The organism is Fibrobacter sp. UWT2 (genome assembly GCF_900142545.1).
In the GTDB taxonomy this organism is placed as follows: domain Bacteria; phylum Fibrobacterota; class Fibrobacteria; order Fibrobacterales; family Fibrobacteraceae; genus Fibrobacter.
The window spans coordinates 15,555-35,862 of sequence record NZ_FRBF01000015.1; the positions used below are offsets into that span (position 1 = coordinate 15,555).

At 50.8% G+C, this 20,308-nt stretch carries 12 protein-coding genes and 1 tRNA gene; 5 read left to right on the top strand and 8 right to left on the bottom strand.

Features of this window, described 5'->3' with window-relative positions; all coding sequences use genetic code 11:
* Window positions 1–89 precede the first annotated feature (89 nt).
* From BUA40_RS10635 to BUA40_RS10650, 4 genes are all read right to left on the bottom strand, one after another.
* Window positions 90–710 carry a methyltransferase gene (locus BUA40_RS10635; RefSeq protein ID WP_072800714.1) on the bottom strand — a complete coding sequence of 207 codons (621 nt, stop codon included), beginning with the start codon at window positions 708–710 and terminating at the stop codon, window positions 90–92.
* Window positions 710–1,777: a dual-specificity RNA methyltransferase RlmN gene (rlmN, locus tag BUA40_RS10640; protein WP_072800716.1), complete on the bottom strand. Its 1,068-nt coding sequence runs from the start codon at window positions 1,775–1,777 to the stop codon at window positions 710–712. Before rlmN ends, BUA40_RS10635 begins: the two co-directional genes overlap by 1 nt.
* Before the next feature lie 53 nt (window positions 1,778–1,830).
* Entirely contained in the window at window positions 1,831–2,220 is a 390-nt protein-coding gene (locus tag BUA40_RS10645) for a helix-turn-helix domain-containing protein (RefSeq protein WP_178299618.1), read from the bottom strand.
* 186 nt (window positions 2,221–2,406) lie between these two features.
* Window positions 2,407–2,480: transfer RNA gene (locus tag BUA40_RS10650), tRNA-Arg, on the bottom strand.
* A gap of 186 nt (window positions 2,481–2,666) precedes the next feature.
* On the opposite strand from BUA40_RS10650, the gene BUA40_RS10655 reads away from it, so the two are divergent.
* Complete coding sequence (locus BUA40_RS10655; protein WP_072800720.1) at window positions 2,667–4,979, top strand: penicillin-binding protein 1A; 2,313 nt, start codon at window positions 2,667–2,669, stop codon at window positions 4,977–4,979.
* Between the two features lie 156 nt (window positions 4,980–5,135).
* Here BUA40_RS10655 and BUA40_RS10660 read toward each other — a convergent pair whose 3' ends face one another.
* The gene (locus BUA40_RS10660) at window positions 5,136–5,681 is read right to left on the bottom strand and encodes a TlpA disulfide reductase family protein (RefSeq protein WP_072800722.1); all 546 of its coding nucleotides are present in this window, start codon (window positions 5,679–5,681) and stop codon (window positions 5,136–5,138) included.
* Between the two features lie 103 nt (window positions 5,682–5,784).
* Complete coding sequence (locus tag BUA40_RS10665) at window positions 5,785–7,542, bottom strand: BamA/TamA family outer membrane protein (RefSeq protein ID WP_072800724.1); 1,758 nt, start codon at window positions 7,540–7,542, stop codon at window positions 5,785–5,787.
* Between the two features lie 58 nt (window positions 7,543–7,600).
* Between BUA40_RS10665 and glyA the strand changes: the two genes are divergently transcribed.
* Window positions 7,601–8,884 carry a serine hydroxymethyltransferase gene (gene glyA / locus BUA40_RS10670; protein ID WP_072800727.1) on the top strand — a complete coding sequence of 428 codons (1,284 nt, stop codon included), beginning with the start codon at window positions 7,601–7,603 and terminating at the stop codon, window positions 8,882–8,884.
* 166 nt (window positions 8,885–9,050) lie between these two features.
* Window positions 9,051–9,881, top strand: a complete 831-nt coding sequence (locus tag BUA40_RS10675; RefSeq protein ID WP_072800792.1) for an ABC transporter ATP-binding protein — start codon at window positions 9,051–9,053, stop codon at window positions 9,879–9,881.
* Here the strand turns inward: BUA40_RS10675 and BUA40_RS10680 are convergent.
* Complete coding sequence (locus tag BUA40_RS10680; protein WP_255369286.1) at window positions 9,878–11,758, bottom strand: BamA/TamA family outer membrane protein; 1,881 nt, start codon at window positions 11,756–11,758, stop codon at window positions 9,878–9,880. The two genes, BUA40_RS10675 and BUA40_RS10680, sit on opposite strands and share 4 nt — an antisense overlap.
* Window positions 11,755–15,630, bottom strand: coding sequence for a translocation/assembly module TamB domain-containing protein (locus BUA40_RS10685; protein WP_072800729.1), 3,876 nt, complete (start codon window positions 15,628–15,630; stop codon window positions 11,755–11,757). Before BUA40_RS10685 ends, BUA40_RS10680 begins: the two co-directional genes overlap by 4 nt.
* Window positions 15,631–15,906: 276 nt before the next feature.
* Here BUA40_RS10685 and sbcD point away from each other — a divergent pair, with 276 nt between their 5' ends.
* Both sbcD and BUA40_RS10695 read left to right on the top strand, forming a co-directional pair.
* Window positions 15,907–17,169: an exonuclease SbcCD subunit D C-terminal domain-containing protein gene (sbcD, locus tag BUA40_RS10690; protein WP_072800731.1), complete on the top strand. Its 1,263-nt coding sequence runs from the start codon at window positions 15,907–15,909 to the stop codon at window positions 17,167–17,169.
* Between the two features lie 2 nt (window positions 17,170–17,171).
* Window positions 17,172–20,291: an AAA family ATPase gene (locus BUA40_RS10695; RefSeq protein WP_072800733.1), complete on the top strand. Its 3,120-nt coding sequence runs from the start codon at window positions 17,172–17,174 to the stop codon at window positions 20,289–20,291.
* Window positions 20,292–20,308 lie beyond the last annotated feature (17 nt).

Below are 20,308 nucleotides of genomic sequence, written 5' to 3' on the forward strand. Positions count from 1 at the left end.
AAGTGTGGCTTGATAACGAAAAAGACGAGAGTTTTTTATTCTCTCGTCTCTAGTCTGTAGCTCGCAATGCGAGCGTTCTCCAGTCTAAATTACAGGCACTTTTTAAGGAGCCAGATTTCTTCCTTGCCTTCGCGACCGGCGATGCTGTTTGTGGGCTTGATACGTTCGACGACATCGAACACGCCGCCGAGACGGGCCATGAGTTCGCCTTCGCTGGTGGCATGCGGCGGACCCTGCAGAGTCTTGCCGTTCATGAGCGGGTACAAGAAAAGAATCAACAGGCCGTCGTCCTTCATCATCTTGTAGCAGACTTCGAAGAATTCGTCGCGGCGCCCCGGGTGGATTGCCGTAAAGCAGCAGTAATCGTAAACGATATCAAAAAGCTGACCGCCACGCTTGTCGTCCTTGGGAGAAAGCGAGAACAGGTCAAGGTCCAAAGAACGCAGGTTCTTGTGTTTGCGGCTCAAGTGGTCAAGTTCATCGACGGCAGAGGGGGCAAAGTCTACTGCCAGCACGTCGTGTCCGCGCAAAGCCCAAGCTTCGGCGTCGTAGCCAAAGCCTGCACCGGGAACCAGAACGGAGCCCGTAGCGGGACAAGAGGGGTGCTTGAAAAATTCCGTCAGAGCGGGCGTCACCTTCTTGAGATTCCAGTAGTCCTTGCCTTCGGCATAAAGATTATCCCAGAAATCCGGGAGGTTCTGCGTTAACATTATTTACCTTCCTTTTTGTACGCAAGTTGCCCGCAGGCGGCGAGAATGTCGCGGCCGCGCGGGTTGCGGATCGTGATTTGAATTTCGGCAGCCCTAACCATTGCCAAAAAGTCTTCTACCTGTTCCGGCGTGGGGGCATGCAGCGTGGGGTCGTCGCCGTCGTTTAGCACGATGGCGTTCACTTTCACGCGGCGGGGGGCGCAAATGCGAATGAGCTCCTTGGCTGCCTTCGGGGTGCAGGTGATGTCCTGAATCAGGACAAATTCAAACGTTACATAATTATCGGTTCTGCGGATGTATTCGTCAACCGCTTCCAAAAGTTTTTCGATGGGCCAGGTCTTGTTTACCGGCATCACGGACGAACGGTATTCGTTATTGGTGCTGTTCAGGCTGACAGCGAGGCAGCAGGGCGTGTTGCGGTCTACCAGTTCCTTGATCTTGGGGACGACGCCGCTGGTGCTGACTGTCATGCGCTTGGCACCCATGTTGAACAGGCTCTGGTTATGCAGCGTACAGCAGACGCGATGCACGTTTTCCAGGTTGTTCAAGGGTTCGCCCATGCCCATGAAGATAATGTTGGTGACCTGGGCCGTTTTGCCTTCTTCGTTCAAGAGGCCGGCTTCTTTCAGGTACCAGTTCACGTTGATGATTTCTTCCAGGATTTCGCCGGCTTCTAGGTTTCTGGTAAAGCCCATTTTGGCGGTACGGCAGAAGGCGCAGTTCATGGCGCAGCCTACCTGGGTCGAAACGCATACGGAATAGCGTCCGTTTGCGGGAATCATCACCGTTTCGATGTGGTGGTCGTCGTGGGTCTTGAAAAGCCACTTGACGGTTCCGTCTACCGATTCCATGCGCTGTTCTTCGGTCAGGGCGCGGAGGGTAAACTGGTCTGCCAATTTCTGACGGAGGGCGGGGGAGATATTGCCCATTTCGTCATACGTCTTAACTTGTTGGCAAAAGAGCCATTTCTGAATTTGGCTGGCTCGGAACGGCTTTTCATCTACGTCCCGGAGCCATGCCTTAAGCTCGTCTTCGGTGAGCGATTTTATGTTCTTCGGCCATTCCATCGGGGGCTAAAGATAGCAAAAAAATACATTTTTGTTAAGGGTAAAAATAGCAGTTATTGCCCGGTGTTTTCTTGGGGAGCAGAGGGGGCGACTGTTGCTGAATCCGCTTGTTTTTTGGCGTTATTGATGTATTCGCTCAATTTTCGCCTAGTTTCTGCGGCTATATTTGGCGGAATCCTGAAGAGTTGCTTCTTGTTCTCGATAAGAGGATAAAAGCGGTCTACTTCGTGAAATAGCTGCGAAAGGGATTTGTTGTAGGCATTCGCCAAAGCGCAAAGCGTGTTGATAGATGGAAGTCTTTTTCCGACTTCAACTTGCGATATGAATTGCCGGGTGATATTTGACCGAATGGAAAGACCGCTTTGGGTGAGCCCCTGTTGTCGGCGACTTTCCACAAAAACAAGCCGAATGGCTTCGCTGAGAATGTGATCCTTGTATTCCACAAACAACCTCGAAAAAAAAACGTGGATTACCAAATCACTCTCTTGGTGACAATTTTAGAATTAGTGGGTGTGGATGCGTGCAAACACGTGTTTGCAGGTTTTGAAAAAATATCTTAACGGTTTTTGCGGTTTGCGGAAATGGGGCGTAAAACAAGAAAGGTCAACCTATTGGTTGACCTTTCTTTCTGCGGGTGCCAGGACTCGAACCTGGAGCCTTTTGGTTCGTAGCCAAACGCTCTATCCAGTTGGGCTACATCCGCTTGATTGATGGCCCAAAGATAGTTTAAAGTGGTGGTGCTGTCAAGGGTTTTTGTTGAAAATTTTTTAAGATTTTTTGATTTGTCGGCTAATTGCCCCGCTTTTGCGGGGTTGGGAGACTGTATGACAAAAAGGTCTGTCTTATAAATAACTATCTTTTTGGCCAAATTTTTTAACGGTATTGGACCATGGATAAAGTCAAACCCGTATTACTTTCGGTTCTTAACATTTTAAAGAGCTGGTTTACTGACCGCAGGGTGGTCAAGTGGCTGATTATTTTTGCGGTTCCTGTGTTGGCAGCTTTCATCGCTGTCATTGCAGTGTATAACCACTATTCGCCGGAACTTCCGTCCCTTTCGCAGTTGGAACAGATTAACCCGAAACTGGTCACCAACATTTATGATATGAACGGCAAGATCGCCCACGAATATTTCGTGGAACGCCGTGAATGGACTAGCTTCGACTCGATTCCCGAAAATGCAATTCACGCTGTGATGGCAACCGAAGACCGCGCTTTCTATAGCCACTGGGGCATGAACGTGTGGGCGATTCCTTCGGCAATCATGGAAAGCGCCATGTCGGGCAAAAAGCTCCGCGGTGCCTCTACCTTGACGCAGCAGCTGACCAAGCTCCTTTTCTTGACACCGGAACGTACGATTTCGCGTAAGATCAAGGAAATGATGACGGCTATCCGTATCGAACAGACTTATACGAAAGAAGAAATCCTTGAATTCTACATGAATGAAGTCTACCTGGCTGGCGGTAACTATGGTTTCCAGGCTGCAGGTAAGTTCTATTTCGGTCGCCCGCTCGATAGCCTTACGATTCCGGAACTCGCCGTGCTTGCCGGTATGTTGCAGCGCCCGGAAGCCTACCGCCCGGACCGTCATCCCGAAGCTTCTCTGGAACGTCGCAATACGGTGCTTTATGCCATGCGCGATGCTGGTTACATTAATGATGACGAATACCACGAATATATCAAGACGCCCATTACGCTTGCCGAAAAGGAAACTTCCAACGAATCGGGCCTGTACTTCTACGAAGAAATCCGTAAGTATATGGAAAAGAAGTATGGCGAAAATTCGCTCTATGCCGACGGTGTTTCGATCAACTCGACGATTGACCCGGATATTCAGGCCTATGCCGATAGCGTCGCCCGCGTGCAGGTTGAAAAGGTTCGCCGCCGCGTGAAGTACCGCGCCACGCGCCGTCTTTTCTTGACCAAGAAATTCAATATGCCCGAAGATAGCGTGGTGGCTCACTTCGACAGCCTCTATACGATTTTCAAGAAGGAATACCTGGCCGACGACTTGAAGCGCGATGCCAAGCACCGCCGCTTCCCGGACTCTATCCTTTATCACCATCCTGAAATCGCCGCCATTTTGATCGAAAATGAAACGGGTGCAATCCGCGCCATGGTGGGTGGTTCTGACTTTAACCAGTCCCGCTGGAACCGTGCGGTGCAGTCCCTGCGTCAGCCCGGCTCGTCGTTCAAGCCGATTGTGTATTCGACGGCTATGGATAACGGCGCAAGCCCCTGCGACTCGGTGAACGACCAGCCGGTTAGCATTCCCGACCCGGATGACAAGGACAAGAACAAGGTTTGGCGCCCGGCGAACTTCGAACACGACTTCGAAGGTATGATGACGCTCCGCCGTGCCCTTTACCGCTCCAAGAACTTGCCGGCTATTCTGACGGGTATGAAGTACGGCCTCAACAACGTGGTCAACTACGCCCGCAAGTTCGGCATTGTGCGTGCTCCGCTCATGGCCGTGCCTAGCTTGGCTCTGGGTTCCGTGGGTGCAACGCTGATGGAAATGACGTCTGCCTATACGGTGTTCCCGAACGGCGGTAACCGAATCGAACCGTACATGATCGAATCGATTGTGGACCGCAACGGCGAAGTCATCGAAAAGAATTCCAAGGTTGAACACGAAGTGTTGCGCCCGGCATCGGCCTACTTGATGGTCGACATGCTGAAGGACGTGAATATTCGCGGTACGGCAGCCCGCGTGTGGGCGAGCGGCTTTACTCATCCGAGTGGCGGTAAGACCGGTACCACGAACGACTATACGGACTGCTGGTACATCGGCTTTACCAAGCAATACACTATGGGCGTGTGGGTCGGTTCCGACAGCCCGGGTACCTTGGGCGCAGGCCATACGGGTACCGAAGATGCCTTGCCGGTCTGGATGGCTGTGATGAAGCAACTCCATAAGGACTTGCCGCGTAAACCGTTCCCGGTTCCGAGCGGTGTGGTCAGCAAGGGCGTCTGCAACCATACGGGTAAGATTGCCGGTGAATTCTGCTCCGAAAAGACTTACTGCCTCTATACCGCGGGCTACGCTCCGACTGAAGTCTGCGACGGTAATCACTTCGAAGTCAAGACCAAGTCTGCCGACGACGCTACGCTCTTCAGTAACAAGGGCGCAAGTACGGCTCCCAAGCCGAGCGCCAGTGGTAAGGGCCCTGCCAAGAAGAATACTCGCAAGATGTTCTAGAGGTCGCGTCCTATGGACGCTTGGGGCTATGAGGTCGGTCGCTGAGGCTCCCTTTGAGGGAGCCTTGCTTTATAAGGTTTTGTGAGTAAACTAAAAAGTGCCCCGGTTAGGGGCACGTGCTCATTACTCAAAGCCACGTAGTGGCGAGCTCACTTGCTATTTAAACATCTTGTTGAGCGTGGCGCGCATGTGGTTCATGTTCGCTTCGTTCAAAGTTTCGTAGCGGTAGAAGGTTCCGTCCTTCTGGACAACATAAACGACGGGAATGTAGCCGGTTCCGTAAGCGGGACCGAACTTGTAGTCGCTATCCTGGAATACGGGAATCGCTACGTGGAACTGGTCGATAAACAGGCGAATGTCGTTTTTCTTGATGCCGCCGCCGAGGCCGATTGCGATACCGGTCAGGCCCTTGGGTTCATATTCCTTGACCAGATTCTGGATTTCGGAAATGTGGCGTTGGCAGTGCGGGCACTTGGGGCTAAAGTAATAGATCAAAAGAGGTCTGTTTGCAAACTGGCTGAACAGAATTCCCGGATCGCTAATGCCCGAAAGAGGCTTCGAAAAGTCCATCTTCATGGGCTGGTTAGTGGTGGTATCCTGCATCAACTTCACATCGGCCATCTGGGGTTCCGGAGCGAGCTGCGCAAAAGGCGTAACCGCTGCAATGGCTGCAATACTTAAAATTTTAGAAACGAAATTCATAACCCTTAAAATACGAAAAAATAGGCCGAAAAGACAGGTTTATTCAAAAAAAATGCGATTTTTTGCGAAAAATCACACTTTTGGATATTCCAAACTGGAATGGTTACAGGTTGTAAGTCGTGATAATCGAGTAGTGCGGTTCTGCCTTGCGAACCCCGTTCAGCGGGATGCTGACATCTACCTTGTTGACGAGTCTGCTGATTGACTTGGTTTGTGCAAAACGTACGCCAAAACCGATGAGGTAGACCAGGTCCTTGCGGTTGATATCCCAAAGGTCCCAGGCGGTTTCGCCTACGCTTTCAAAGATCGCGAACACGGGCATGAGCGTTGCGATTTCGAAGTTCGTGAAGTAGCGCTGTTCCAAGTTTGCGAATACGCGGGCTTGTCCGGCGTAGAAACCGGTGGGGAATCCGGCGAATCCGTTTCCGCCGCCTAAGGTTAGCTGCTTGCCGTAGCGGGCGTCTTCGTAAAAGTCTACAAGGCCTGTGAGTGCGGTCGAGAATCTTTCGTTCGGGTGGAAAATGTATTCGCCTGAAAGCTTGCCGTAGTAGTCGTGCTGTTCGCCGTGATCCAGGTAGAAGTTCATCTCGGATTTGAGCGTGAGGTGGTGCATGGAGAATCCAAGCATCAAGTCGGCCCAGAAATCAAGGCGAATGTCGTTGTCGGCGGCACCCAGCTGTTCGTAGTTCTTGGAAATCTGCGCCTTGAGTGAGTAGCCTTTTTCGATGTCTTCGGTCCACTTGGCGTTGTGGAAGTTCTTGATTTTTTCGTAGCGGATGTTCGAGAACGTCAGGTACATGCCGAGGCGTGAATCTTTCTGTTCGGGGAGCCATTCGTTGACTGCCGTGGCGGAATCGATGGCATAGGTGGTGTCGCCGTCGGTAAAGGAGTAGCGGTAAAGCTTGCCTTCGGTTGCGGTGGTGCGGTGGTAGTCGTAGGTGGCGCCCGCGTAGAGCTTGCGGTAGGTTCCGCCGAAGGAGCGGCTGATTCTAAAGCTGAGCGAGTCGTCGATAAAGTCCTTGACAGCCATGAGCTTTACGGGTTCGTTGCCGTTATACAGCGGGAAAGAGTCCAGCAGGGCTTTCTTGTGATTGTAGATGGGGCTGTCGCCGTATCTCTGTTGGGCGTCGTAAACAGAGGCGCCTGGCGGGAGTTTCCCGCTGCCATAGAAGAAGGCGTTGCGCTTGTTCTTTAAGCCTTCGATGGTGTAGGCCCACTGGTTCTGGCTTCTGCTGAGGAACGGAATGTACATCTTTCCGTAGGCGAGGTAGCCGTCGGTATTGTAGCTATAGAGAAAGTCTAAATGGTTGTAGCGGAACAGAAAGTGCGGGTCGCCATATTCCACCTGCCACATGTCGCGGAATTCATCGTGTCCGAAGTAGAATCCGAGCTTTTGCCCAAGGCCCAGGAAGTTGCTTTCTTGAACGCCGATACCCCAGTTCAGGTTACTGTAGGTGTATTCTTTTCCGGAAAAACCGAATGTGGTCGGAACGGAGAGTGTCCAGTTGTCGCTGGTATTGACTGTGGCGATATTCTTGCCATTTTCGTTAGAAATCTTGATGCTTGCGTCTGAAAGGTAGCGCTGGGTGCGTAGGAAACGTTCGGCTTCTTGGATTTGGAGGTCGGTGACTACGTCGCCTTCGCTAAAAAGGAGCAATTTACGGACAGTCGATTCGCGGGTTTCGATATGAATCCAGTTTAGCAGGTCGTACGCCCACTTGTCGTACTGCGTGTGGTACTTGGAATCGTCAAAAGCGTCACCGATATTGTACTGAATAGAATCAATCTTGAATGCACCGGGAGTATCTTGCGCAAAAGCTGCAAGAGGTACAAAAAAGAGAATAAACAAGATAACAGGCATTGCAGGAATAATATAGAAATTTCTATATTTGCCCGCGTACAAATCAAGGAGTAGCTAAATGCTCAAATCTACACTGCAACAGACCGATCCGGAAATCTACAACATCATCCAGGAAGAAGCCGAACGCCAGGAATATGGCATCGAACTTATCGCTTCTGAAAACTACACCTCCAAGGCAGTCATGGAAGCCATGGGTTCCGTGCTGACCAACAAGTACAGCGAAGGCTACGTTGGCAAGCGCTACTACGGTGGTAACGAAGTGATCGATAAGATGGAAGCTTTGGCCATCGACCGTTGCAAGAAGCTCTTTGGTTGCGACCACGTGAACATCCAGCCGCTGTCCGGTTCTCCGGCCAACGCTGCCGTGTACTTCGCCGTCCTCAAACCGGGCGACAAGGTCCTCGGCCTCAAGCTCGACCACGGTGGACACCTTTCTCACGGCCATCCGGTGAACTTCTCCGGCATGCTCTACAACTTCGTGCAGTACGAAGTCGATAAGGAAACGGGCCGCATCGACATGGACAAGGTCCGCGAAATCGCTCTCCGCGAAAAGCCGAAGATGATTCTCGCCGGTTTCTCTGCCTACAGCCGCAACCTCGACTGGAAGCGCTTCAAGGAAATTGCCGACGAAGTGGGCGCGCTCACCATGGCTGACATTTCTCACATTGCCGGTCTCATTGCCGGTAAGGCTATCGAATCTCCGGTGCCGTACTTCGACATCGTGACGACCACGACCCACAAGACTCTCCGTGGCCCGCGTTCCGCTATCATCATGTGCAAGGACCGCACCATCCAGAAGATGGTGAAGGGCGAACTCAAGGAAGTTTCTTTGGCCAAGGAAATCGACAAGGGCGTGTTCCCGGGTATGCAGGGTGGTCCGCATGACCACGTGAACGCCGGTAAGGCCGTTGCATTCCTCGAAGCTCTGCAGCCGGAATTCCAGACCTACGCGAAGAACGTCATCAAGAACGCTCAGGCTATGTGCGCCGAAATGCAGAAGCTCGGCTACAAGGTCATTAGCGATGGCACTGACAACCACCTCATCGTGGTGGACATGACCTCTAAGGGCGTTTCCGGTAAGGAAGCCGAAGTGGCTATGGAAAAGGTCGGCATCTCCTGCAGCCGTTCTACGATTCCGTTCGATCCGCGCAAGCCGATGGATCCGTCCGGTGTCCGTCTCGGTACTGCCGCTATCACGACTCGTGGCTTCGATGAAGAAGACTCCCGCGAAGTGGCTCGCATCATCGACCGCTGCGTGAAGGCTAAGGACGACGATGCCGCTCTCGCCAAGATCCGCGAAGAAATCGTGGCTCTCTGCAAGAAGCACCCGCTGTACAAGTAATTTTGCGGAGCAAAATTACTTGGGCTATGAGCTCGGTCGCTACGCTCCCTTTGAGGCGTGAGCGCGGACTTTCGGTCCTTTGAGTAAAATAATGGCGCCTTTGGCGCAAGATATTGAAAAGTGGTTCGCGTTTGCGGACCGCTTTTCGTTTTCTATATTTACGCTTATGTTTGCGATTAAGGTCCAAGGTGTTTCGTTTACTTACCCCGGTGCTCCAGTGAAGGCGCTTGCCTCGGTGAATCTCGAAATTCCCGAAGGCAGTTTCTTTGCGCTCCTGGGCCCGAATGGGGCGGGCAAGACCACGCTTTTGCGACTCTTGTGCGGGCGATTCGCGAAGTTTTCGGGCTCGCTTGAAATTGCAGACGGTTTGCGCGGCAAGAATGGTTTTCTCGACGCAAAAGCCTGCGGAATCTTGCTTGAAAATCCGGGTGTTTACCCGAAGCTTTCGATTGCGGAATACGTGGACTATTTCGTGGGCTTCTACGCGGCGCGCAATCCCGAGTGGAATGAATCTGCCGCCCGTGAACGCATCGCGACTCTTGCGAAAAAGTTGGAATTGCCGGATTCTGCAACCCGCATGGGTAAACTTTCGCTCGGTAACCGCCAGAAGGTGCAGCTGCTGCGTGCCATGGCGCCGTCGCCAAAGCTTTTGATTCTTGACGAGCCGGTCGCAAACTTGGATCCGATGGCGCGTGAAACCGTATGGAGCCTGCTTGCCGACTGGCGCAAAGACGAAGGCGGTACCGCTATCGTTTGCTCGCATATTCTCGCTGAAATGGAAGAAGAGGCAACGGATTATGCTATCATTGACCGCGGCCAACTCCTGAAGAGCGGGCGAGTCGCCGACCTTGCCGGCGAATCGGCGTCGTTCAAAGTGGACTCTGCCGCATCATTAGAGCAAATTCGCGCGGCTCTCGCTGCGGCTGGAATTAAAGCAAATGTTACGCCTTCCGCATCGAATCTCGCGAATGTCTATCGCGAAACGGTCGGCGCCTAGAACGTCTGCGACAGGTCGAAGGCGAATCTGCCCCAGCCGAATTTTTCCGGATTCCAGTTGCTCAAATCCTTCTTGAACGCGTAATCTAGACGGAAGGTCAGGAACTGCCAACGGTAACGCACACCGGCGCCAAGGCTTTCGCTTTCACGTTCTTCGTACAAATCTTTTTCATGGTCGGTCACGAGAGTCCAATCGTAGAATTGCACAATCTGCCAGCGCTGCCAAGACTTCCACGGGAACGTCCAGCGGATTTCTTCGTTGAATCGGTAGTAGAGCGGAGTCAGACCCGTATTGATAATCTTGTCGCCGTTTTCGTCGGTGGACTCGTTGCTTGCGAAAATACTTCTGAAGCGGTAGCCGCGAACAGAACGCGTACCGCCCTGGTAGAAGATTCTGGCATCGTCTTCGATTGCCTTGGCGAAGAATTTACCGACGCTTCCGCTAACGGCCCCGTTGAAAGTCCAGAAGAGCGGATGGTAAAGGTTCACCGTCATTTCGCCGTAGGTGTACGGGTCGCCCACCATCGTCAGGTTTTGAATATCCGCCTTCCAGTTGGTGCCCGTGCCAAATGTCGGTGCAAAGCGCAAGCCCCTCGTGGGGTTAAAGTAATCGTTGGTGTAGTCGAATGTCAGCGCAATTTCGCCCTTGAGCTTAAAGAGGCTTGAATCGTTCTTGTTCACGTATCGGGTATCGAGCGTACTGCGGAAGCGAATTCTCTTGGTAAGGCCGAAGGTCAAGTCGCCACGGTTAATCACTTCGTAACGTTCTTCCAAACTGTCGGGGTATGCCGGCGGATTGATTTTTTCGTGGTTTAGCGTAAGGCGGTCTTCAAAACGGATTGCCGTCGGAATGAAACTGAACGAGGTTCCGAACAAGAGCGGATTTGCATAGCCAATAGATGCTTCTTGCTTGTGCTGGGCGATTTGGGCGCTCGTCGAAAATTCATGCAGTCTTCCAAAGAAGTTCTTGTGCTTTGCAGAAGCCTGTGCGCCAAAACCGTAAATTTCTTCGAAGAAGAACCCATAGCGGGTTTCGCCCGGAACGCGCTCCGTCACATTCAGGTAAACGTCCGAAAGACCGTCGCTTCTCAGGGAGTCGCTCATCTTGATTTGCGTAAAGAGCTGCGTCGAGAAGAGTTTGTTTCTAAAGGTGTTGTACTGGTTACCGTCAATGATTTCGCCTTCGGGAATTCGCCACAGACTTGAAAGCCATGCCGTGTCGGTAAGGCCGGTCTCAGAAATGACGATATTTGGATTTCGCTTGTCTTTGGTGCGGTGGCTTGAAGAATTCATGTTGCCCATGATGACTTTTGCACCGGGATCAATGGTGATTTCAACATAAATCTTCTTTTGCGTGGTGTCGATTTTTTCGATAGAAGAAAGCGTGGTATGCAAGTATCCTTCGCGGCGGTATGCCTTCTGGATGTCTTCCATATCTTCGGCGATATCGTCTTGGTTGTAAAGGTGGTCTTGCGCGATGTTTAACTTTGTCTCGTCAATTTCAACTTTTCGGTCTTCAGGGACAATCAACTTCGCTCCGCTAAAGCGGTAACGTTCGCCGTCGCGAATGGTGATGTAGTAGCCGCGAATGCAACTGTCTTGAGCGACGTAGTTGCGTTGAATGTCCATCGTCAAGTTGAGACTGTAGTAACTGCGAGAGTAGTAAAGCGCCTTGATGTTTTCCAACGAAAGACGCATCATGAAGTCTTGCTTGGTGGTGTCCATTTTACCGAATTCTTCGGGAATGTCAAGCTGTTCTTCTAGCTGGAAATTCGAGAATGCCTTGTTGCCCCTGATGTCGAGGTACCAAGGGTGCTTATCTTCTTCGGCAAAGCAGAGGAATGTGAGAGCTAAAAGAAGGAGTAGGATTTTTCTCATTTTGAATCCTCCTTTTGCTTAGAGGGCGATTCTATGGCTTCGCACCGTCCAATACCCAGTAGACAGGGGTTCCAGAATCGATACACGTAGTTGATACCGATGTTCTTTTCCAAACGGTCGTTGCTTCCGGCTCCGGTACTAGTCAGGTACTGCTTGGAATTCAGCATGCCGTTCAAGTACAAGGTGGGCGATAGATGGTTCTCGTGAGAATACTCGTCTTCTTGGAACACAGGCAGTGTGTAGTTGACACCGAATTGTAGAGACTGGTCGTAAGTCGGGTTGTCGCTCTGGTCTTGCGTATAGCCGAAGATCAAACTCAAGTTCTTGACCCAGCGGTCAAGCGAAACCGGTATCTTGAAGTAACTGGAGTCTTTGTCGCTGGTGGTGTTGCTTTCGAAGAACATCACCTTCATGTCGATGTCGCCAATGTAGTCGCCACCCAAGGTCTTGTTGGCCGTCGTCGAAATGACTTTGCCGATAGCCTTGCCGGCCAACTTGTTCCAGTCGGTTTCTTCGCCGTTGTCGTTTGCGATACAGCCGAGCAAGATGTTGTAGTAAATCGATGCGGTAGAAGATTCGTTGCCGCAGTTCGAGGATGGAACGGCTTGTAGGTTCGAAATAGTTCCTTGTAGGTCAAGATTGATGGGGCAAGTTTCTTTTTCTGTTTCGTTCGTTTCTGAACAGTAGGGAAGTTCCTGGCTACTGGAAACATCAACCACGCCCTTTTGCCAAGGAACAACGTTCCAAGAAATCATGAAGGCGTTCAGCTCGAATTCGTAAATGTCCTTGACTCCGATAAAGCCGGTGTTGGTATTGGTGATGTCGCCGTGCAATAGCGGACGCACCGTGTTACCGAGAACCCAAATGTCAACGGTTAACGGGAAGGTTGCAAAGGGTGTTACGATGGCAATCGAGTCTTTTTGGGAGTCGCTGATATGCATGGCCAAGTTGATGGGACTCGATACGGAAATCTTTTCTTCTTGGGCTCCGCTCTTGCGTAGCTTGGCCACAAAGTTGTTGAACATGGTTAGGTACTTGTCAAGAGCCGTCGGCGTCACATCGATATCCAAGTCTCTGTAGAATACCATCTTGTCGATGGAAATGTCGCCTGTAATGGTGCTGTTCTTGATGATGCCTTCTTGGCTGTGCGGAATCTTGAAGCCGATGTTACCGCGGGCAATCGCTTCGGCCTCGCCGTAAATGGAGTTGTTGAACTTGTAAGAAATTTTGGGAATGTTTGCCGTCACTAGCAGATCTTCTTCGCTGTCGGTCATGGTACTGCTGATGTCTTCAAGCACAAGGTAGTGAGATTCTGTCTTGATGGAGTAACGGTCCGAATGGACATTGATAGAATCCAGCTTCATGCTGTCCAGGTTAAACTGCAATGTACCCGAGATGACTTCGTCGTTTTCGTTTCGTGTTCTTGCTTCGTAAATGTTCAGGAGTCCGTTTTCAACATGGCCGCGCATGTAGATGGGGAATTGCACCTTGGTCTTGGGAGGCTCGTAAATAGTGGAGTCCAGTCGAAGGTCTGCGGTAATACCGGTAAGGCCTTTGCGCAGTTCAGCGGAAATATCGATGTGCAAGTCCGTATTCTTGATTTCGCTGACAGTTCCCGGAATGAACCAAGAGCCGTTTGCGTCCACGGTTCCACTGAAGATGAAATCGTTGTCGATAAAGCCTTCGGCCCAGAGAGTGCCTTCGTTATCACTACCATGCGAGAAACTCACGTGTCGCTTGTCGCTAAAGACATTGTCAATAATCACCTGCGTGTTGCCGGTCCAGCCACCGCCACCGATGTCCAGGTAAGAATTCAGCTCGATCTTGTCGTTTTCAGCAAAGATGTTCAGTTTGCGAATGTTGAACAGGTCCGGCGGAATCTTTCGGAAGTTAATGTCTGCAAAACTCAAGTTACCAATCAGCTTGTTGCCTTGGCTGTACGTCAGGTCGCCATTCAGCATGCCAGAAGTGAGCGTGCTGTCGTTAAAGCCTTCTAGCAGTAGCGGTATGCTGAATTCGTGAGAAGAAATGTTGGCGAATAGAACTTGAACGGGCAAGAAGGTGGTCGGCTTGAAGTTGGGGTTGGAATCGTTAGGCAAAATGAAGACGGTAGATGCCGTAACGGAGTTCCTGTTGTGAATGGCTTTGAAGTTGTCTACGAAGAGCGTGTCTTCGTCTGCGCGAATGGATGTCTCGAGGCTCACGTTGAAGGCGTCCAAACCGCCATCCACGGTAACGTCCAGTTTTCCGACCCGGTTGTCAAAGTCGTGGTGCCATTCGCCGCTTACCTTTCCGCGAATGTTTCTGCCTAGCTTGATGTCCGAGAAGGGAATTGTCTCGAAGATCACCTTGTCCGCCTCGACGTCGAGTGCGATGGTGTCTCCGATGTGTACGTACGCGCTTGCTTGTCCGCCATGCTGTTGCCGCACGTTCCAAGACGTGTGGGGGTGCGGGTCGTTCCATTTTACGTCGCCATCGAAGTCGAAGGTTTCCTTAGGAGCGTAAATGATGCCGTTAGAGAAATCAATTCCTTTCTTGTTGATCGCCAACATCACTTGTAGCGAGTCTGCGGCAATGTGGTAGGCGTTGATGATGGAGTTAATCTTGGCAAGGATTTTCAGGGAATGTCCGTCAAAGGAACCGTAGGCTTTAGAACGGGCGCCTAGGGTGAGGTTGCCTTGAGTCCAGTCTAGAGCCCAAGGTTCGTAGGGCGAAATGTCACCGGTAAACGTGAGCGAAAGAGAATCCTTGAAGTTGATGACGGCGTCGACTTGGGAGCCTTGGCGAGTTTCTGCAGAAACCGTCAGCTCGTTATCGTAGAGTTCGCCCGATTTGATTTCCATGTCTAGAGGCATCATCTGGGGACCGAACTTGGCACTCATGTGTCTGACGCGCCCGCTAAAGAAGGCGTTCATTTCTTTGTCCAGGGTGCCGTTCAGCTGAATGCTTCCGCCTTCGTCATTTTGTAGCAATACGTCGGCTTCGATGTTGTTCATGTCTCCAGAAAGATCAATGGTCACGTTTTCGGCAAGCAACGGCCAGAAGGCTCCGATGCGGGTCTTGATATTCGCTTCGTAGTTCGTGCGTTTCTTTTGCAAGTCGAAGCTTGCGTTCGCGCTTACCTTGACTTTCCCGAGCTCGGGAACCGCCTTGGGGAGTTCTACAGGAATCCAGTCTTCGGGATTGTCTATGGTGACGTCCGTTTTCGTCTTGATGCGGCCCAAGTTGTTTTTGGGCGCTTCTACGCTTAAGACGATCGCGTCTTTTTGTGTCTTGACGTTGCCGGAAACCTTTAGCATGTCGCTGTTGAAGTCGGCGTTGAGATCCAACTTTGCCGGACTTGAAATGAAGTCGCCACTGATTCTGTTTGCCTTGAGGGCTACCGCCTTTTCGCCGCGGCTTTCTACGGAAATGTTGCTAGCTTGCCAACTCTTGCCGTCGGAGAGAGTAACTCGTGCTTCTCTGACGTCGACTTGGACTGGGATTGGAAATTTTAACTTCTCCGGGAATTGGGGAATTTCGTTTGATTTCTTTTTCGGGGCGCTTTCTTTGGGTAGCTGGATGACGGCTATGGCCGAATCCATTTGCAGGTTGACTCCCTTGGGTTCCCCGAGCAAGGTGATTTCCAGATTCGGGTTTGAAACTTTAATGTCTTGGCCATCAAAAGAAACTCGAATGGAATCGAAGTGATGGGTCAGAAGGTCGTCCATGCGGTGGCCGTAAGGGCTAATCGTAATGCCTGCGACCGTGTGCGGAGTTGATAGGAATCGTTCCAAAAGTGCATGCAGGAACCAGACGCCAAGGGCAATGGCGCCAACAACAGCCGTGGCGAAGGCGGCTGTTCCTAGAAATGTCGTCGGTCTCTTGATCAACTTGATTCCAATTATAGAAAATGCAAGGATTCCGGTCTCGGGAAATTACGGGAATGACGCCTGTAACTCGTTGACTGTCAACGAATTAGCGTCTTTGAAAATAAAGATTTGTAAACGAAGGAAAATGGGCGGGCTTATGGCTGATTTTGAGTGAACGTTTGTGCATTTGTTTTGGACTTTTTGGGCCAAATGTTTTTTTTGCTTTGACATTTTGTGCCATATTTTCGATAGTATATTTGGAAGTGAAAATCATCGCCTTCAAGGCAAAGGACTAAGATGAAGCTGATACATACCGCCGACTGGCATTTGGGCAACTCCATGCACGACATCGACAGGTTAGAAGAATCCAAGCAGTTCCTGGATTGGCTCAAGGAACAAATCGTGGATTTCGGGGCAGAATGCCTTGTAGTTGCAGGCGATATTTTTGACACGACGAACCCCTCTGTAGAGGCGCGCCGCCTTTATTTCCGCTTTTTGGCCTCTTTGTTGGATACTTGCTGTAAAAATATTGTACTGGTGGGCGGTAACCACGATTCGGGTGCTCTGCTCGATGCTCCCCGCGATTTGCTGGATGCGCTCAATATCCAGATGGTAGGTTCCCTGGGCGAGCGTCCGGTCGAAGAATTGATCAAGGAATTGACGGATGCCAATGGCAACGTGGTTGGCATCAGCGCCGCAGTCCCTTACGTGCGCGAAATGGAATTGCGTCGTTTCAAGACCGAAGACGCTATGGATTTTGCCTCCAATACCTTTAAAGGCCTGTATCATGCCGTGTACGAGGCTGCCGACAAGGTGCGTAATGGCCGTAATGTGCCCATTATTGCAACGGGACATTTGTATGCTGCCCAGTTGGAAGGTCGTCCGGATAACGATAACGGTAGCGATGCCAAGGAACACGGTATGCGCGATATCGTGGGAAATCTAGGTACTGTTCCCGTGGCGGTTTTCCCGGAAGGTTTTGACTACGTGGCTTTGGGACACATTCATTATACGACCATGGTGGCGAAAAATCCGAAAGTCCGCTATTCCGGTTCACCGTTTGTGCTCGGCTTTGACGAAGCGGAACGGGATCACCATATCTTGTTGGTGGACTTGGCGAAGGATGCGACCCCTGTCGTGGAAAAAATTGTTACTCCGCAGTATTACGCCTTTAAGCGTGTATCGGGCTCCATCGATGCCGTAAAAGATCAGTTGAAACAGTTGGCTAAAGCTCCGTCCGAAAAACCGTTGAAAGTAGAAGTGGTCTATGACTATATGCCGGGCGTGAGCGTTCATGAAGCTCTTTCGAGTGTGTTGGAAAAGGCTCCTTTTGAGGTGGTGAGTTGGAAGGTGAACCGTGCGGCATCGCTCTCTGCCGAAGACTTTTCCGACGATGCCCTTGAATCGATTGAAGTCTTGGATGATGAGGAAATTTTCAGACGCCTCATGATGAGTAAACTCGGTATAACCGAGGCTAATGATGAATTCAATAAGGATTACGAAAAATATCTATCGCTTTATAGATTGGTTGTAGAAGAAGTGAACAGCGAGGAGGCATAAACATGAAGATTTTGAAAGTTGAGTTTGAAAATATCAATAGCCTCGCAGGGCAATGGTGCATCGATTTTACCGATGCCTCTTATGCGGAATTGGATCACAGCCTTTTTGTCATTAGTGGCAAGACGGGTATGGGCAAAACCAGTATCCTTGATGCGATTACGTTGGCCATTTACGGGGCAACGCCGCGCCAGGGAATCATTTATAACGGCAACGAGGGCAACGCTGTCATGACTTCTGACAAGGGCAACTGCTATGCCCGCGTCACCTACAAGTGCCAAAAGGGTATCTTTGTTTCGGAATGGAGCCAGCGCCGCGCCCATGACAGGGCGAACGGAAATTTGCAAGCGGCTCAGGGCGAAATCTACTCCGTAGATAATCCCCAGCAAAAACTGTTTAGTGGAAGAACGGGGGCGAACGGTGAACTGGGTAAGGCCAATGCCGAAATAATCCAGTTGGATTATTCGCAGTTCTGCCGCTCCATTATGCTTGCCCAAGGTGAATTCAGCAAGTTTTTGACTAGTGACGAAAGGGAACGTGCCGACATTCTTGAAAAGTTGAACGGTACGGAAAAGTACCGCCGCATCGGCAAAAAAGTGGGTGACCACAGGAGCGAAGCTAGGTCTGCAAGAGACAATGCGCAGACTGCTTTTGATACCTTGAATAACGCCATGCCCAAGGCTGAAGAAATTGTAGCGGACGAAGCCTTGCTTGCTGATTTTGCCGAAAAAGAAAAGAACTTGACGACAAAAAAAGCGGAACTCGAAGCGAGAATTACTTGGCGTAATTCTATGAACGCCGCACAGAATCGCATGATCAAGGCGGATGAAGATCTTAAAAAGGCCACGCAGAATAAATCGGATTTTGCGGAAAACGAAACTCTGCTTGCCCGTGCCGAGAAGGCGAAGGAATGCGTGTCTTTTTATACGAAATTGCAGGGACTTCGCAATCTCCAAAAATCTGACGGAGAAACCTTAGCTCAGCTGCAGGGCAAGCTTCCGAATGCGATGGAAGGCTTGAAGAATGCTGGTGATCAGAGGGCTCTTGCAGAAAAAGCGAAGTCTGAGGCAGAACAGTTTGTTGTTGAAAATGAGCCTCTTTGGAATGAAATCCGCAAGTTGGATGAAAACCTGAAAAATGCGCAGAATCTGGTGGCTGACGCAAAAAAGCGCAAGGAAAATGCGGCGCGGGTGTTGGCCGAAGCCGAAGGTGAAGTCCAGAAGGCGAATGGTGCTATTCTTGAACTTGAACCGAAATCCAATGAACTTAAGGCCGTCCAAGCAGCGAATGCCAAGGATGTGGATCTGCGCGGGATTATTCCCCAGAGCGAAACTCTTGTAAAGCGAATCGGCGAATTTGATGGGCAAATTCGTGATGCTGAAAAAGCGAGAGTTGCTGCTGTCACGGACTATGAAAGGGCCGAAGGTGATTTCAAGTTGCAGTCCGAAAAGAAACAGGGCTTGCTTCTGGAACAGCAGAAACTGTTTGAAAACGACGTCTTGGTGCTTGCCGATGTGATCCAGAAACATCTGGTAGACGGCGAGGCCTGTCCGGTTTGCGGCTCCAAGGAACATCCGGCCTGTAGTCATGCGGAAAATGCTTCTGTAGACGAAACCTCTGTGGTGAGTGTCGCTGAAAAAATCCGCGAACTTAACGGCAAAATGCAAGCGGTTGATGCGGCTTTGGGACAGAGCGATGTCGCCAAAACTCGTGCAAAAACTGCTGAAAATGCGGCTGTAGAAAGCATCGAGTCTTTGAGGACGCAGAAACAGGAGGCTGCCGATCAGGTCGCCATCCTTTGGAAACCTTGGGCGGAATTCAGCGTCGATACGGCTTCGACTGTTTTGGAAGGCCTGCGTCAGCGCTTGCAGACTTTTGAAAAGAACCAGTCCGATTTGGAAAAGTATACAAGTAAACTCGAACTTGCGCGTAACAACGAAGCGCTTTATAAGAATAAGGTCGCTGAGGCGAAGAAGAGTCTGGATGCGGAAACTGCAGCCTTTGACAAGGCTTCTGCGGATTTGCGGAAGTTGGCTGATGAACGAACTGAAAAGTTTGGCGACAAGAATGTAGACGCGGAATCGTCTGCCGCTGCGAACAAGAAAAATAAGGCCGTTGCCGCGTATGAAGCTGCCGATGGTACTTTCCGTTCTGCAGAAAATGAATGCAATAAACTCGATACGCAAATCGCTGCGCTCAAGGATTCTCTTGCAAAAACGGTAGCGGATATCGAGACTGCATCTGCAGATTTTGCGAAAGCGCTTAAGGCAAAGGAATTTGAGGACGAACGTGATTACTTGGCTGCCGCGATGCCGGAGGCAGATTTTGCTCGGCTGCAGGCGAGGAAGAAGTTCGTGGATGAATCCCTTGCTTCGGCAACAAGCCTGCGCCAGGAAGCTCTTGATGCGCTTGAAAAACTGAAGACGGAACGTACTGACGAAACTCCGCTTCAGACTTTGCTTGACGAAAAGAAAAATGTGGAAGATTCGTTGAATGGTCTGCTGCAGAATTCTGGTGCAGCAAGAGAACGCGTGACTCGCTACAAGCAGAACCAGGTAAGGTTGCAGGAACTTGAAAAGGATCTTGAGGCGAAAAAGGCTGAATTTGCTCGCTGGGAGGCCATGGGGGAATTCTTCGGCGTGATGGATGGCCGTGATTTTGCCACGTTTGTGCAGGGATTGACCTTTAAATCGTTGCTGAAGCTTGCCAACAAGCATTTGGCGATTGTCAAGGACCGCTTTAGGCTGGTTGCAAAAGGAAACCTGGACTTCGAAATTTCTGATGCGGAATTTGACAAGCCTCGTGGAATTTCGAACCTTTCCGGTGGCGAAAAATTCCTGGTAAGCCTCTCGCTGGCCCTCGGTATTGCTGACTTCGCTAGCCGCAATGTCCGCGTGGAATCCCTGTTCATGGACGAAGGCTTTGGTACTTTGGACGATGCCACCTTGGAAGATGTAATGAGTTGTCTCCGGAGCCAGCAGCGCGAAGGAAAGATGCTTGGAATCATTACCCACGTGGAATCGGTGGTGAATAGCATTACCCAAAGGATTGAACTGGAACCTGCCCAGCAGGGACACAGTATCATCAAGGGCCCGGGCGTAAGCCGGGGCACTGCAGTGGCCTGACTTGACAAAATCTGAAA